The organism is Bizionia psychrotolerans, from assembly GCF_001039595.1.
Genome location: NZ_JNGS01000003.1, coordinates 23,572 through 37,176, shown reverse-complemented (window position 1 = coordinate 37,176; position 13,605 = coordinate 23,572). Strand labels below are relative to the sequence as shown.

The window sequence follows — 13,605 nt, the reverse complement described above, 5'->3', positions numbered from 1 at the left end:
TTGGATTTTCAACAGACACAGATGCACCAGCTACATCAAGAGCAGCGCAAATGTTTCCACCACCAGGAATGATAAGTCCGAAGACGTCAAAACCAGTAGTCACACCGAATTCCACGATCCCTAAATCTAAAGTTTCTGGATTGTAAACCAATGTATGAATGGTATAATTACCACCTTCGGTTACGTCAAAACTTGGTTCAGCACCAGCGTTTACGATTACAAGACCTTCGCCTTGCGTTAATACATAAATAGAAGAGTAGCCATCTGGAATATTAGCATCATTATTAGATGTTGCAGAAATTGTTGCCATACCATCTACTAAGCAAGCTGTATCCATGTTAGCCATTACTGTTCCAGCATCCGCAGAACAGCTTTCAACAGTAACAGGCGCACCAGTCACATCTAGCGACGCACAAATATCACCACCACCTTGAGAGATTAATCCAAGAACGTCCACTCCAGTTGTTACTCCCAATTCTATAATACTAACGTCAAGCGTGTTGGGATTGTAAACCAATGGATGGAGTGTGTAAGTACCAGCTTGAGTTACAGGAAATGAGTTCATGTCGTCACCATCAACAATTACTAAATCAGCACCTTGTGTAACCACAAATCCCAATCTGAATCCGTCAGGAATAACAGCGTCACCATTTGGTGTTGCAGAAATTGTGGACATACCATCAACTAATGTTACAGTTGAAGCTACGGCAGTTGCAGTACCAGCAAAGGCGTTACATGTTTCTGTTACCGTAAAAGTTATGACTGCACGATCACAACGTCTCCCAAAACCATAATTGTATTTATACAAATCGGCTCGAATGGTAAATGTTCCGACACCTAAATCCCATGCTTGATTTCCGCTTGGGTACGTGTAAGGTAATGAGTTTTCCGTAATGTAATCATACTCATCAGTATTGTCATTTCGCACAGCAAATTTAGCGCTTTGCGAATTGCCATCAACCAATAAGTTAATATAAGCAAAAGAAGGGAGGTCGGCAATGTTATAAGATCCGCCATTTTCAATGGCCATGCTTTCGGAGCCATTGGAAAATTCGAATCCTTCTATGTCTCCACAATTTCTTCTTTCATCGGATTCTTGTGAATAAGATTGCAATGAAAAAGTAAATAAAAACAAAAGTAAGATGGTAGATTTGGGAAATCTGAATGTAGTTTCTAATTTCATCGTATTTTTTGTTTAAAGATTATCCGATAAAGTTAAACAAAAAAGAAATACGAAACAAAATATTTTAAAAAATAAGTACAATTATTTTTGTTTAAAGTTTTAAAAACGTGTGTTTTAAGAGTGTTGAGATTAAGGTGAGCCCTAATGAAATAGGGCTAAATTATGGAAACTGGGTATTGTAGAAAAAATTAAAAAAGTAATTTGATATTGGCATAACTATTTTTAAGCGCCTCTATAGCTTCGTTCGGATTTAACCAAGCAACTTTGGTAATACCTTCATTTTCTTGAGGTTCTAAAGTGCCAGAGTATGTGGTTGTCATTTCAAACCAATACGTGATTTTGATTTTATACTTACCATTTCGTTTAAAAATATGGTAAGTGGTTTCTAAAGGTTTAGTTATTTTTAAGCCTTCAACACCTGTTTCTTCTTCAACTTCACGTATTGCAGTGGTTTCGATAGATTCTTTCTTTTCAGTTTTTCCTTTAGGTAAATCCCATTTATCATTTCTGTAAATGAATAAAATGTCACCTTTATCATTATATACTTTTCCACCACCAGCAATAACGTTGGGTAATTTTTTTAGAAATTTTTTGAGTAATTTTTCTTCTTTGCGGTGAATGAGGTGGACTTCCTTAATAGATTTTTTATTAAGATCCTTGATAACTTTAGTTATATCAACAGATTTTAATAAGTAGTTTTTGAAAGATGCTTCTTTTTCAACTTCTGTTGTTAAGATAATGGGCTTATCATTAACAAAAACTTTATACATAATATCTATTGTTGCAATTAGGTTTTGTAAAAATATTAAAAAATATATGATAGCAATAGAATTAAAAAATTAATTTTAAATCACACATTAAAAATGCAGATTACGTAAATTGTGTAATTTTGCCTTTATGATTTTTAACAAAGACACTGCCAGAAAAACGGCCGAGGTATTACTTCAGGTAAATGCTATAAAATTACAACCTAAAGAACCCTTTACTTGGGCTTCTGGATGGAAATCTCCTATTTATTGTGACAATAGAATTGTGCTATCATATCCACCAATCCGAAATTATATTCGCGAAACCATGGCTAAACAAATTGAAAAGCAATACGGTAAACCGGATGTGATTGCTGGTGTAGCAACAGGAGCAATTGGTATTGGTATGTTGGTTGCAGAGTATTTAGGCTTGCCTTTTATCTACGTTAGACCCGAAGCTAAAAGTCATGGTCGTCAAAACCAAATTGAAGGTCATTTGGAGCCTGGACAAAATGTGGTTGTTGTTGAGGACTTAATAAGTACGGGACAGAGCAGTTTAAATGCGGTTCGTGCTTTAAAGGAGAATCATGCAAATGTTAAAGGTATGATTGCTATTTTTACTTATGGCTTTAATATTTCAAAGGAAAATTTCGAAAAAGAAAACGTACAATTAACGACCTTAAGTGATTATGCATCGCTTTTAGATCAAGCCTATCATACAAATTACATATCTACTAAAGAACAAACCATTTTAGCATCTTGGAATGCCAATCCTGCAGAATGGAACGCTAATTGATATTAGTGAAATACATATTTAAAAAATTATTATGAATTTAGAATCACCGAAAACCATTATTAATAAATCACCAGAAACTGTTTTTAACTTCTTATCTGATATTAAAAACTTCGAAAAATTAATGCCGGAAAACATTAGTAAATTTGAAGTTTTAGGTGAAGATAAGTTTCTTTTCGCTTTAAAAGGCATGCCAGAAATTGTATTGAAGAAAAAGGAAATGATATCGCCAAATAAAATTGTTTTAGGCGCAGCAGGCGGAAAGTTGGATTTTTCTTTAACAGGAAATATTACCGAAATTGATGCCAACACAAGTGAGGTTCAACTGGAATTCAGTGGTGAGTTTAATGCTATGATGGCCATGATGATTAAAGGACCTATCTCGAAATTTATTGAAACGTTGGCTAGCAATATGCCAAAAGCGGTCTAGGTTTAATTAATACAGTAACGCAATTTCCTTAAGCTCGTATTCGGCAATAATTTCGTCTTCTAATAAAACACGTAAATTGCCAGAATTTGTTATTCCTTGAATGTATCCTGTGAATAAATTACCCTCTTGATCTTTAAAGGTTGAAGGTTTATTCTTTCTGAATAAATAGTTCTCATAGGTTTCTTTTAAAGTGATTTGCTGACCATACTTTAATTGTTCAAAATAGTATTCTAAATTTTCAACAATACTTTGCAGTAATTCGTCCGTATTAAAAGGCGTACCAGCTATTAGTTGAAGTGACGTGGCATTTGGAAGATTATCAAATTTTGTTTGATTAACATTCAAGCCAATTCCAATAATAGTGCAACCAAAAGCGTTTTGTTTTACAATATTTTCAATTAAAATACCACAGATTTTCTTGTCCTCTGACAAAATGTCGTTTGGCCATTTGATGCGTAATTTAGGAATTAAAAATTGCTGTAACGTTTTAATCAATGCCAAAGAGGTAATGATACTTATAAAGTAATTATCCTGAAATTTAATGAAGGATACATCTTTGAAAACGCTAAACATCAAGTTTTTACCAGATTCAGATGTCCAATTTGTACCACGCTGTCCACGACCTTTAGTTTGATGGTTTGCGGTAACAATAGTATAATCTTCCAGAACCTTTTGAGTACTCAATGCTCGTAAATACGAGTTGGTAGAATCGGTGGCATTAAGTTTGATTATATGCATTCTGTAAATTATTGAATATAGACTGTAAATCTTATGATTTTTTTACGGTATAAAGAACTAAAAAATAATAACTTTGCACAAATTAAATGAATTGAATGGCAAAAAAGCAAATTAACATAGACCAATTGATTGCTAATATAATAGGCGGAATTGAGGATGTAAAAGGAAAAGAGATTAATATATTAGACTTACGAGAGATAGAAAATACGGTTTGTGATTATTTTATTATTTGCGAAGGTACTTCAAACACGCAAGTAAACGCCATTGTTAGTTCCATCCAGAAAAAAGTAAGTAAAGAACTTAAAGACAAACCTTGGCACATTGAAGGGACTGAAAATTCCGAATGGGTTTTAATGGATTATGTGAATGTTGTAGTTCATGTTTTTCAGAAGCATATTCGTGAATATTACGATATTGAGAGTCTTTGGGGTGATGCAAAAACAACGGTAATTGAAACAAACTATTAATGACAAAAGATACTAAAAATAATAAAAATAAGAAACCTAAATTCAATATGTATTGGATTTATGGAGGCGCCATCGTTTTGTTTTTCGCTGTACAAATTCTAGGAGGTAGCGGGTTTGATGAAACAGATCCAACGACACCATCTCAATTTATGACCTTTTTAAAGGATGGCGATGTAGATAAAGTAGAAATTGTAAATAGGCGCGAAGCCAAAGTGTACTTAACTCCTGAAGCAGAAGCTAAGGAAGTACATGCAAAATCTAAACCAACATCATTATTACCAACTGCAACCAAATTACCAAATTATAGATTTGAATTTGGTGATCTTCAGAATTTTGAAGATGAAATTGCACAGGTTATACAAACGGAAAATTTAGATCCGAAACCAAAAGTTGAATATAAAACAGAACAAAATCTTTGGGGTGATTTCTTAATAGGATTACTTCCTTTTGTATTGTTAATCGGTGTTTGGATTTTTATCATGAGGCGTATGTCTGGTGGTTCTGGAGGAGGAGCAGGTGGACAAATATTTAATATTGGTAAATCGCGAGCTAAACTTTTCGATGAGAATACAGAAGTAAAAACATCCTTTAAAGATGTTGCTGGTTTAGAAGGTGCTAAAGAAGAAGTTCAAGAAATTGTGGACTTCCTTAAAAACCCAGAAAAATATACCAATTTAGGTGGTAAAATTCCTAAAGGCGCATTATTAGTAGGACCTCCAGGAACAGGTAAAACTCTATTAGCAAAAGCTGTTGCAGGTGAAGCTAAAGTGCCATTTTTCTCATTATCTGGTTCAGATTTTGTTGAAATGTTTGTTGGTGTTGGAGCATCACGTGTTCGTGATTTGTTCAAGCAAGCTAAAGAGAAATCGCCAGCCATTATTTTCATTGATGAAATTGATGCTATTGGTCGTGCTCGTGGAAAAAATAATATGTCAGGTTCTAATGATGAACGTGAAAACACATTGAACCAATTATTAACGGAAATGGATGGTTTTGGAACCAATACCAACGTAATTGTAATTGCAGCAACCAACCGAGCAGATGTTTTAGATAAAGCATTAATGCGTGCAGGACGTTTTGATAGACAAATTTTTGTGGATCTTCCTGACGTGCGCGAGCGTAAAGAAATTTTCGAAGTGCATTTAAGGCCCTTAAAGAAAGCTGAAGATTTAGATATCGACTTTTTATCCAAGCAAACACCAGGTTTTTCTGGAGCTGATATAGCAAATGTTTGTAACGAAGCGGCTCTAATTGCGGCCAGAAACGAAAAGAAAGCGGTAGATAAACAAGATTTCTTGGATGCAGTTGATAGAATAGTTGGTGGTCTTGAGAAGAAAAATAAAATTATTACACCAGGTGAGAAGAAAGCTGTAGCTTATCATGAAGCTGGTCATGCTACTGTAAGTTGGATGTTAGAACATGCCGCACCTTTAGTAAAAGTAACGATTGTTCCTAGAGGACGTTCATTAGGAGCTGCTTGGTATTTACCAGAAGAGCGCTTAATTGTTAGACCAGAACAAATGCTAGATGAAATGTGTGCCGCATTAGGCGGACGTGCTGCTGAAAAAGTAATTTTTAATCAAATTTCAACAGGAGCATTAAGCGATTTGGAAAAGGTAACCAAACAAGCGCGAGCTATGGTAACGGTTTATGGTTTAAGTGAAAAGGTGGGAAACTTAACATATTATGATTCATCAGGTCAAAGTGAATACGGTTTTACAAAACCTTATAGTGAAAAGACTTCTGAATTAATTGATGACGAAATTTCGAGAATCATAGAAGAACAGTACCAACGTGCTATTAAATTATTAGAAGATAATAAAGATAAACTGACACAATTAGCTGACGTTTTATTGGAAAAAGAAGTTATTTTTAAGGATAATTTAGAAAAAATATTTGGAAAACGACCTTATGAATTACCAGTAATGGTTTCGGAAGAAGAAGAATAAATCAAAAATTATCTGTTAACATTTATTTAAAATCTTAAATTAGCCTTATGGTTCGTTTAAGATTTTTTATATTTGAAAAACACCTTAAAACACTCATATTAATAGCAAATACATAAATGAGTCTATTTAGAAAAATTTTTTGGTTCCAAATCTGAAGATTCAGAGAAAGAATTAAAATCTAATGATCGTGGCAAATACATGCCTGAAATTAAATTACCAATAGATGAAAGGTTTACTATAAACTTTAAAGCGAATGGTGGTAAGTTTCTCTATTGCGAAAATTTAGATGAAGTTTATGATAGCTTAAATAACATTATTTTAGAAAACGATTGGGAAGAAAAAAAATGTGTTAATCTATGATGAGCAACTTGCGCTTAAATTTAAAAAATCAGAATTGCAGGTCACGCGTAAAAGTTCAGATGCCTCTTATTTCTTAACAACTTGTGAGAATTTAATAGCTGATGATGGTTCACTTTTAATTTCATCGAACCAAATAGCTGAAAAAAAATTAATAGAATTTCCTGAAAATTTTATAGTCTTTGCAACCACCAGCCAAATTACAGGTAGTATTGGTGAAGGATTGCGTGGTATTAAAAACAATAGCACAAAAAAAATTCCTACCAATATTACGACCATAAAGCATTTTAAAACCTTAGAAGGTAAAGAAAAAGAAAACGATTTTATGAGTTATGGTAGCAATTCCAAAAATTTATACTTACTTCTATTAGAAGATCTGTAACATGAAAGAAATCCTTATCAGATCTTTTACAGGCTTATTATATGTTTCCTTATTAATGGTATCTCTATTAAACGAACATGCCTTAATAATTTTGTTTTTTGTTTTTGGATTAATCTGTATGGGTGAATTTAAAAAGCTCATTGGTTACAAATCCATTTTTCCATATGTGATTTTTATTCTCATGTATTTAGTATTTGGTTATTGGCAGTTTTTCATGAAATCGGAAGCAGGTTTAAGCGAAGCCACACAAATCCTACAAGTCATCACCATATTTGTGCAACTCTTACTCATAAAGGATTTGTTTACTGAAAAAACCATACCCTTATTTGTTTCCAAGCGCTTTTTATTGACTACATTTTATTTGTCAAGTGCATTTGTGTTTCTGGTACTTATTGCTAATTATAATAGTGAATACAATCCTTTTATTTTATTAGGTGCCTTTATTCTTGTTTGGGTTAATGATACATTTGCCTTTTTGGTTGGGAAAAATTTTGGAAAACAAAAACTTTTTGAGTCCATTTCACCAAAGAAAACCGTTGAAGGTTTTATAGGTGGTTTGTTTTTTTCATCAGTAGCTAGCTATTTTATTGCTACCTTTACGGAAACATTAAGTTTTAATTATTGGCTTGTTTTAGCTATTATTATTAGTGTTTTTGGTACTTTGGGAGATTTAATAGAATCCAAATTTAAACGTCAAGCAGGCGTTAAAGATAGTGGTGTAATTATGCCAGGTCATGGCGGATTGTTAGATCGATTAGATAGTATTATTTTTGCAGCACCTTTTATTCATTTGTTTTTAGAATTTATATAGCATGTTTCACAAAGAAGGACATAAAATTATTTTAGGAGCGCTTATCGTTATTGTGGCGTTATTTTTAATCACTGACACGTATGTTATGCTACCATGGCTAAACATGTTAATCATGATTACGTTGTTGGTGTTTTTACTTCTAATTTTACAATTCTTTAGAAATCCTAAACGGCAAACCGCTTATAATGATAAGCATGTTGTATCTCCAGTGGATGGTAAAGTTGTGGTTATAGAAGAAGTTTTTGAAAAAGAATATTTTAAAGAAAAACGCATTCAAGTTAGTATTTTTATGTCGCCAATAAATGTGCATGTAACCAGATATCCAATAGGAGGTCGTGTGGTTTATAGTAAATACCATCCAGGAAAATATTTAGTAGCATGGCACCCAAAAGCAAGTGAAGAAAACGAACGTACAACTGTTGTTGTGGAAAATGAAGTTTTTGGAATGGTGTTGCACAGACAAGTTGCTGGAGCATTGGCGAAACGTATCGTTAATTATGCTCAAGAAGGTGACCAAGTAAATCAAGGAGGTGAATCTGGATTTATTAAATTTGGTTCACGTGTAGACCTATTTTTACCTTTGGATGCAAAAATTAACGTATCACTAAATCAAAAAGTTCGTGGTGCAGAAAGTATTATAGCCGAAAAATAATGACTTCTGAAGAATTAGATATCGCCTTCAAAGAAGCTGTTGATAGGATTAACGACCATCAAGAGCCATTTCCTGCGGATTTTTTACTACGCTTATACGCCTATTTCAAAAAAGCTAGTAACGATTATAATAGACCAAGCAATAGTAGTAAACCATTAATTACCGCATTTAAAACAAATGCACTCTTCCAAATTCAAAATATTTCACAAGACGAAGCGAAGGAAACCTATATAGAGCTCGTCAATAATTATTTCCTTTATCGAAAATAAGTAGGATCTTCCTAGTATAAGGTTTCAGATATATTCAACTTTTTTAATTGCTAATTGTTTTTCAAAACAAACTCCAAAGGCTTTCCTGTAGCACCATTTGGGAAACTAATACCTAGCATAGCTGAAATTGTTGGAGCAATATCTGGAATAACCGTTTTTTCAAGCGTACTACCATTAGCAATACCTTTTCCGAAAAATAATAAAGGTACGTGTGTATCATAATTAAATCCACTTCCATGTGTAGAACCTGTTTGGCTATACGAAATAAAGGCAGCATCAGGAATCATTAATACATCGCCAGAACGTTTTTGATTATAGCCATTTTGCAATAAAGATTCTATTCCAATTGTAAATGATGAATTGGTCATAGTTGAGGCAGAAAATATCTTGGAAATATTCTCGTAGCTGATGAGCTCATTGACAATAATTTCTTGAACATCGGTTATATTTAGTTTGAGCTCATTTATTTTATCTCTATTCAGAAATACCTGGTTATTACTGACGTTCTCAATTAAATCCTCCGCACCAAAGCGTTCAGTCATAAAAGTACTAAACCGTTTTTTAGTTTCCGAATTGTTTAAATATCCAGAAGGGATTTTTACAGATTTTAAGTAGGAAGGTACTTCAACAGCACCATGGTCGGCAGTTAAAAACACGGTATATTCTCCAGTACCTATTGTTTTATCTAAATATTTAAAAAAACGCTCTAAATCCAAATCTAAACGTAAATACGTGTCTTCTATTTCTTTAGAATTTACACCAAAATTATGACCTACATAATCCGTACTAGAATAACTTAAAGTTAAAACATCGGTAATATTATCCATTCCTAGCTGTTCACCAGATATGGCAGCCATAGCAAAATCGGTTGTTAAACTATTTCCATAGGGTGTGGCTTTTAAAATATCAAAACCACTGTTGACATTTTTTAATTGGCTCAAATCATAAGGGAAAGTTGCCGTTTCTTGACCTTTAAAACCGCCTTCAAACGTATTTAAATCTGAACCACTTTCTGTATACGTCTCAATAGGGTACAGGGTATTCCATATTTTTATGTATGATTCGGCTGCGTCAGATGTGTTGAAATCCTTAACCCAGTTAGGCAAGTCATTCATATAGAAAGAGCTACTTATCCAACTTCCTTCATCTTTACCATGAAACCAATATGCGGCATTTGCTACATGTCCTGCTGGTAAAATGGCACCTCTATCTTTTAATGCTACACCTATAGTTTTACCTTGCATTTGGGTAAACAAGCGATTTTCATCTGCAAAAGATGTTGTTTGCATACGATGTGGCGACATCTTTCCTGCATCATCTAAAGTCCCTAAAGACTGTACAGTTTCATCGCCAGCGCAATAAACGAAATCTTTACGCTCTTTATCATACCAATTATTTCCAATAATACCATGGTATTTTGGCGTTGTTCCTGTAAAAACCGAAGCATGTCCTGGTCCTGTATAGGTTGGAATGTAATTAAAGTGATTGTTTTTACAATTAAAACCGGCATTCATCATACGTTTAAATCCACCTTCCGAGTATTTATTATAGAAACGTGTTAAATAGTCATAGCGCATTTGGTCCACTACAATACCAACTACCAATTTTGGACTACTATTTAAAATCTTTTCTGTTGAACCTAAAGTATTGGTAGTCGTTTTTTGCGCATGACAAGTGCTGAAAAGAATGACACTAATTATAATAAGGATACTATTTTTCATTTCGAAGGATATTTAAAAATCAAAAGTAATGATTTTTAAATATCATTAAATAAAATTACCGTTAATTACATTTTTGTTTTTTATTTTAGCAAGAACAAAACGCAGAATGAATTACCTACATAATATTGGCGCTTACTTTTTGATGATTAAGGCCATGTTTCGTAAGCCTACTAAATGGTCCGTTATGAAACGCTTAATACTTAATGATATCGATGACTTAATTATTGGGTCTTTAGGTATTGTTGCCTTTATTTCTTTCTTTGTTGGTGGTGTTGTTACCATTCAAACAGCGCTTAACATGACAAGTCCTTTAATTCCTAAAACGCTTATTGGGTTTGCAACGCGACAATCTGTAATTTTGGAATTTGCGCCTACGTTTATTTCAGTAATTATGGCTGGTAAAGTGGGTTCATTTATTACATCTAGTATTGGTACCATGCGTGTAACAGAGCAAATAGATGCTCTAGAAGTCATGGGAATTAACGCTGTAAACTATTTGGTGTTTCCAAAATTTGTGGCACTTATGCTATATCCTTTTGTCATTTCAATTGCTATGTTTCTTGGTATCGTTGGAGGTTTAGCGGCTTGTTATTTTGGAGGATACAGTTCGGTTGCTGACTATATAACTGGCGTGCAATCAGAATTTATTCCATTTCATATTACCTACGCATTTATTAAAACAACTATTTTTGCATTTCTTCTTGCCACCATTCCATCGTATTACGGTTATTATATGCGAGGTGGAGCTCTGGAAGTTGGTAAAGCCAGCACAACCTCATTTGTTTGGACGAGCGTTATGATTATACTTTGTAACTATATATTAACCCAATTGTTATTAAGCTAATGATAGAAGTTAAAAATTTACATAAATCTTTTGGTGATGCGCATATTTTAAAAGGTGTTTCAACATCTTTTGAAAAAGGCAAAACAAGTTTGGTGATTGGTCAGAGTGGTTCTGGTAAAACAGTTTTTCTAAAATGTTTGTTGGGTTTATTTAGTCCAGAAGAAGGTGCTATTTTATATGATGGCAAGGTGTATTCCGAATTGTCTGGAGACGAAAAAAGTGATTTACGTGCTGAAATGGGCATGGTATTTCAAGGCAGTGCTTTATTTGATTCTATGACGATTTTAGAAAATGTAATGTTTCCGTTACGCATGTTTACCAAGCAAAGTAAAAGTGAAATGCAAGATCGAGCCGATTTTGTGTTGAAACGTGTGAATTTAGAAGATGCTCATAAAAAATACCCAAGTGAAGCATCAGGTGGTATGCAAAAGCGTGTTGCTATTGCTCGTGCCATTGTAAATAAACCAAAATACCTTTTTTGTGATGAACCTAATTCAGGTTTAGATCCTAAAACGGCTATGGTTATTGATAATTTGATTCATGAAATTACCGAAGAATATAACATGACGACCATTATAAATTCTCATGATATGAATTCTGTTATGGAAATAGGTCAGAAAATTGTCTTTTTAAAAGATGGACTCAAAGAATGGGAAGGCTCCAAAGAAACGATTTTTAAAACCGATAATGAAGCCGTAACCAACTTTGTATATTCGTCTGAATTGTTTAAAAAAGTGCGCCAAATGTACTTGGAAGAACGCGCTTAAAACACCTATTGTATTTGTCTTACCACCAACGTATCAAGCTTTAATTTTACTTTCAACCAGCGCTCTAATTTATCTTGCTCTTTGGCAATACCAGCCGTATTTATCTTTTCTCTATCCCATTTAACAGAGAATACTGAAATGGTATCTGTTTTCTCAAAATCAGATTCTATTTCATTGGCATAGCTGAAACGCTCTAAATTCTCGTAGTTAATTTTAACCTCTTGAATAACATCATTAAATGGAATGGTGTTTTTTTCATATGCCGATAACAATTTTACACGATCTTCTAAAAAACTGATTTTTTGCGATTGCGAAATTAAGTCAATAGAATCGCGATAGCGCAACTGTTCCATGAACTTCATGTTGTCATATTGCTCTGTACGACTTTGATTGAATATGATTCTCGTATTGGCTAAAGCCGGATAATCAGATGTTTTACTTTTTATTAAGTTTATAGTCGTTTCAGGAATTTCACCTAATCCAAACGTATTAAATTCAATATAGGAATCACCATCGTTAAATTTAGGAATTGTATTCTTTTTAATATACTCATATTGTGGTAATCCTTTTAATTCATTATCCACAAAACGTTTAGCTTCAGTATCAAAGTTGCTTTGTTGTAATACATTCCAAAATGTAAAACCTGCAGGTATCATCACTACAATCGCTAAAAATGATGCTATTTGAGCAATACGCTTACGTTTTTTTTGAATTGGCATATTTCAACATGGGAAAACGCAATGCTTTTACAACAATAAAGGTTGCTAATGCGATAAAAATCGTGTTGATAATAAACAGATACATAGCGCCAAAAAAGTAAGGCCAATTAGCTTTAGCTAAACCATAACCTGCCGTACATAAAGGTGGCATTAAGGCTGTTGCTATAGCTACACCAAATATGGCAGAAGCTATTGTTCCACGTTTTGTTTTGGCGATTATTAATGCTGCACCACCAAAAAAGGCTATTAAAACATCACGAATATCTGGTTGAACACGACCTAATAATTCAGATGTATCTTCACTTAATGGGAATAACCAAAAGAATAAATAAGCGGTTAATAAACTCAACACAATCATGATGGCTAAATTTATCAACGATTTTTTCATGGTGTCAATATCATTCACAGCCACAGATAATCCGATACCTAATATAGGACCCATAAGTGGTGAAATTAACATGGCACCAATAACAACTGCTGTTGAGTTGGCATTTAATCCAATAGAAGCCACGAAAATAGAACAAACAAGAATCCATGCGGTTGCGCCTTTAAATGAAATATCTCGTTTTATGGCTTCCGTGGTTTCATCACGATCTGTATCCTCACGGAAATCTAATAATTCAATTAAGAATTTTTTTGACATTCTCAAAAAGACCTTTGGCGTCTTTTCGTACCGCTTTTTTCGATTCCGCAACGGCAGCCTCTTTTTTCGCCTCTTCTGCAGCGGCTTCTTTTTTTAACTCTTCTTCAGAAAAGTTGAATTTATTTTCTTCCATG

13 protein-coding genes and 2 pseudogenes are annotated in these 13,605 nt (G+C 33.6%); 10 read left to right on the top strand and 5 right to left on the bottom strand.

Annotated features, from left to right (window positions below; translation table 11 throughout):
- Together GK51_RS00490 and GK51_RS00485 are read right to left on the bottom strand one after the other, a co-directional pair.
- A partial coding sequence (locus GK51_RS00490; protein ID WP_048330949.1) for a hypothetical protein occupies positions 1 to 1,183 on the bottom strand: 1,183 nt, incomplete at its 3' end.
- A 188-nt stretch (positions 1,184 to 1,371) separates the two neighbouring features.
- Positions 1,372 to 1,953, bottom strand: a complete 582-nt coding sequence (locus GK51_RS00485) for an NUDIX hydrolase (protein ID WP_048330947.1) — start codon at positions 1,951 to 1,953, stop codon at positions 1,372 to 1,374.
- A 127-nt stretch (positions 1,954 to 2,080) separates the two neighbouring features.
- Between GK51_RS00485 and pyrE the strand changes: the two genes are divergently transcribed.
- Positions 2,081 to 2,725 (top strand): orotate phosphoribosyltransferase, encoded by a 645-nt coding sequence (pyrE, locus tag GK51_RS00480; RefSeq protein WP_048330945.1) that lies wholly within the window; start codon positions 2,081 to 2,083, stop codon positions 2,723 to 2,725.
- Between the two features lie 31 nt (positions 2,726 to 2,756).
- Positions 2,757 to 3,152, top strand: a complete 396-nt coding sequence (locus GK51_RS00475; protein ID WP_048330943.1) for an SRPBCC family protein — start codon at positions 2,757 to 2,759, stop codon at positions 3,150 to 3,152.
- A gap of 6 nt (positions 3,153 to 3,158) precedes the next feature.
- On the opposite strand, the gene GK51_RS00470 is transcribed toward GK51_RS00475, so the two are convergent.
- Entirely contained in the window at positions 3,159 to 3,890 is a 732-nt protein-coding gene (locus GK51_RS00470) for a biotin--[acetyl-CoA-carboxylase] ligase (RefSeq protein WP_048330942.1), read from the bottom strand.
- Positions 3,891 to 3,985: 95 nt separating this feature from the next.
- On the opposite strand from GK51_RS00470, the gene rsfS reads away from it, so the two are divergent.
- From rsfS to GK51_RS00440, 6 genes and pseudogenes are all read left to right on the top strand, one after another.
- Positions 3,986 to 4,357, top strand: a complete 372-nt coding sequence (gene rsfS / locus GK51_RS00465) for a ribosome silencing factor (protein WP_048330940.1) — start codon at positions 3,986 to 3,988, stop codon at positions 4,355 to 4,357.
- A complete protein-coding gene (gene ftsH / locus GK51_RS00460; protein ID WP_048330939.1) occupies positions 4,357 to 6,306 on the top strand; it encodes an ATP-dependent zinc metalloprotease FtsH in 1,950 nt (649 codons plus the stop codon). Before rsfS ends, ftsH begins: the two co-directional genes overlap by 1 nt.
- 116 nt (positions 6,307 to 6,422) lie before the next feature.
- Positions 6,423 to 7,045, top strand: a pseudogene (locus tag GK51_RS00455) (LUD domain-containing protein).
- 1 nt (position 7,046) lies between these two features.
- A complete protein-coding gene (locus GK51_RS00450; protein WP_048330937.1) occupies positions 7,047 to 7,856 on the top strand; it encodes a phosphatidate cytidylyltransferase in 810 nt (269 codons plus the stop codon).
- 1 nt (position 7,857) lies between these two features.
- Positions 7,858 to 8,508 carry a phosphatidylserine decarboxylase family protein gene (locus GK51_RS00445; protein WP_048330936.1) on the top strand — a complete coding sequence of 217 codons (651 nt, stop codon included), beginning with the start codon at positions 7,858 to 7,860 and terminating at the stop codon, positions 8,506 to 8,508.
- Complete coding sequence (locus tag GK51_RS00440) at positions 8,508 to 8,777, top strand: acyl-CoA-binding protein (protein WP_048330935.1); 270 nt, start codon at positions 8,508 to 8,510, stop codon at positions 8,775 to 8,777. Before GK51_RS00445 ends, GK51_RS00440 begins: the two co-directional genes overlap by 1 nt.
- Positions 8,778 to 8,827: 50 nt before the next feature.
- Here the strand turns inward: GK51_RS00440 and pafA are convergent, their stop codons facing one another.
- Complete coding sequence (pafA, locus tag GK51_RS00435; RefSeq protein WP_048330933.1) at positions 8,828 to 10,498, bottom strand: alkaline phosphatase PafA; 1,671 nt, start codon at positions 10,496 to 10,498, stop codon at positions 8,828 to 8,830.
- Positions 10,499 to 10,604: 106 nt separating this feature from the next.
- On the opposite strand from pafA, the gene GK51_RS00430 reads away from it, so the two are divergent.
- Together GK51_RS00430 and GK51_RS00425 are read left to right on the top strand one after the other, a co-directional pair.
- Positions 10,605 to 11,342 (top strand): MlaE family ABC transporter permease, encoded by a 738-nt coding sequence (locus tag GK51_RS00430; RefSeq protein ID WP_048330931.1) that lies wholly within the window; start codon positions 10,605 to 10,607, stop codon positions 11,340 to 11,342.
- Entirely contained in the window at positions 11,342 to 12,109 is a 768-nt protein-coding gene (locus GK51_RS00425; RefSeq protein ID WP_048330930.1) for an ABC transporter ATP-binding protein, read from the top strand. Before GK51_RS00430 ends, GK51_RS00425 begins: the two co-directional genes overlap by 1 nt.
- Positions 12,110 to 12,114: 5 nt before the next feature.
- Here GK51_RS00425 and GK51_RS02615 read toward each other — a convergent pair.
- Positions 12,115 to 13,604: pseudogene (locus GK51_RS02615) on the bottom strand (DUF389 domain-containing protein).
- Position 13,605: the final 1 nt, after the last annotated feature.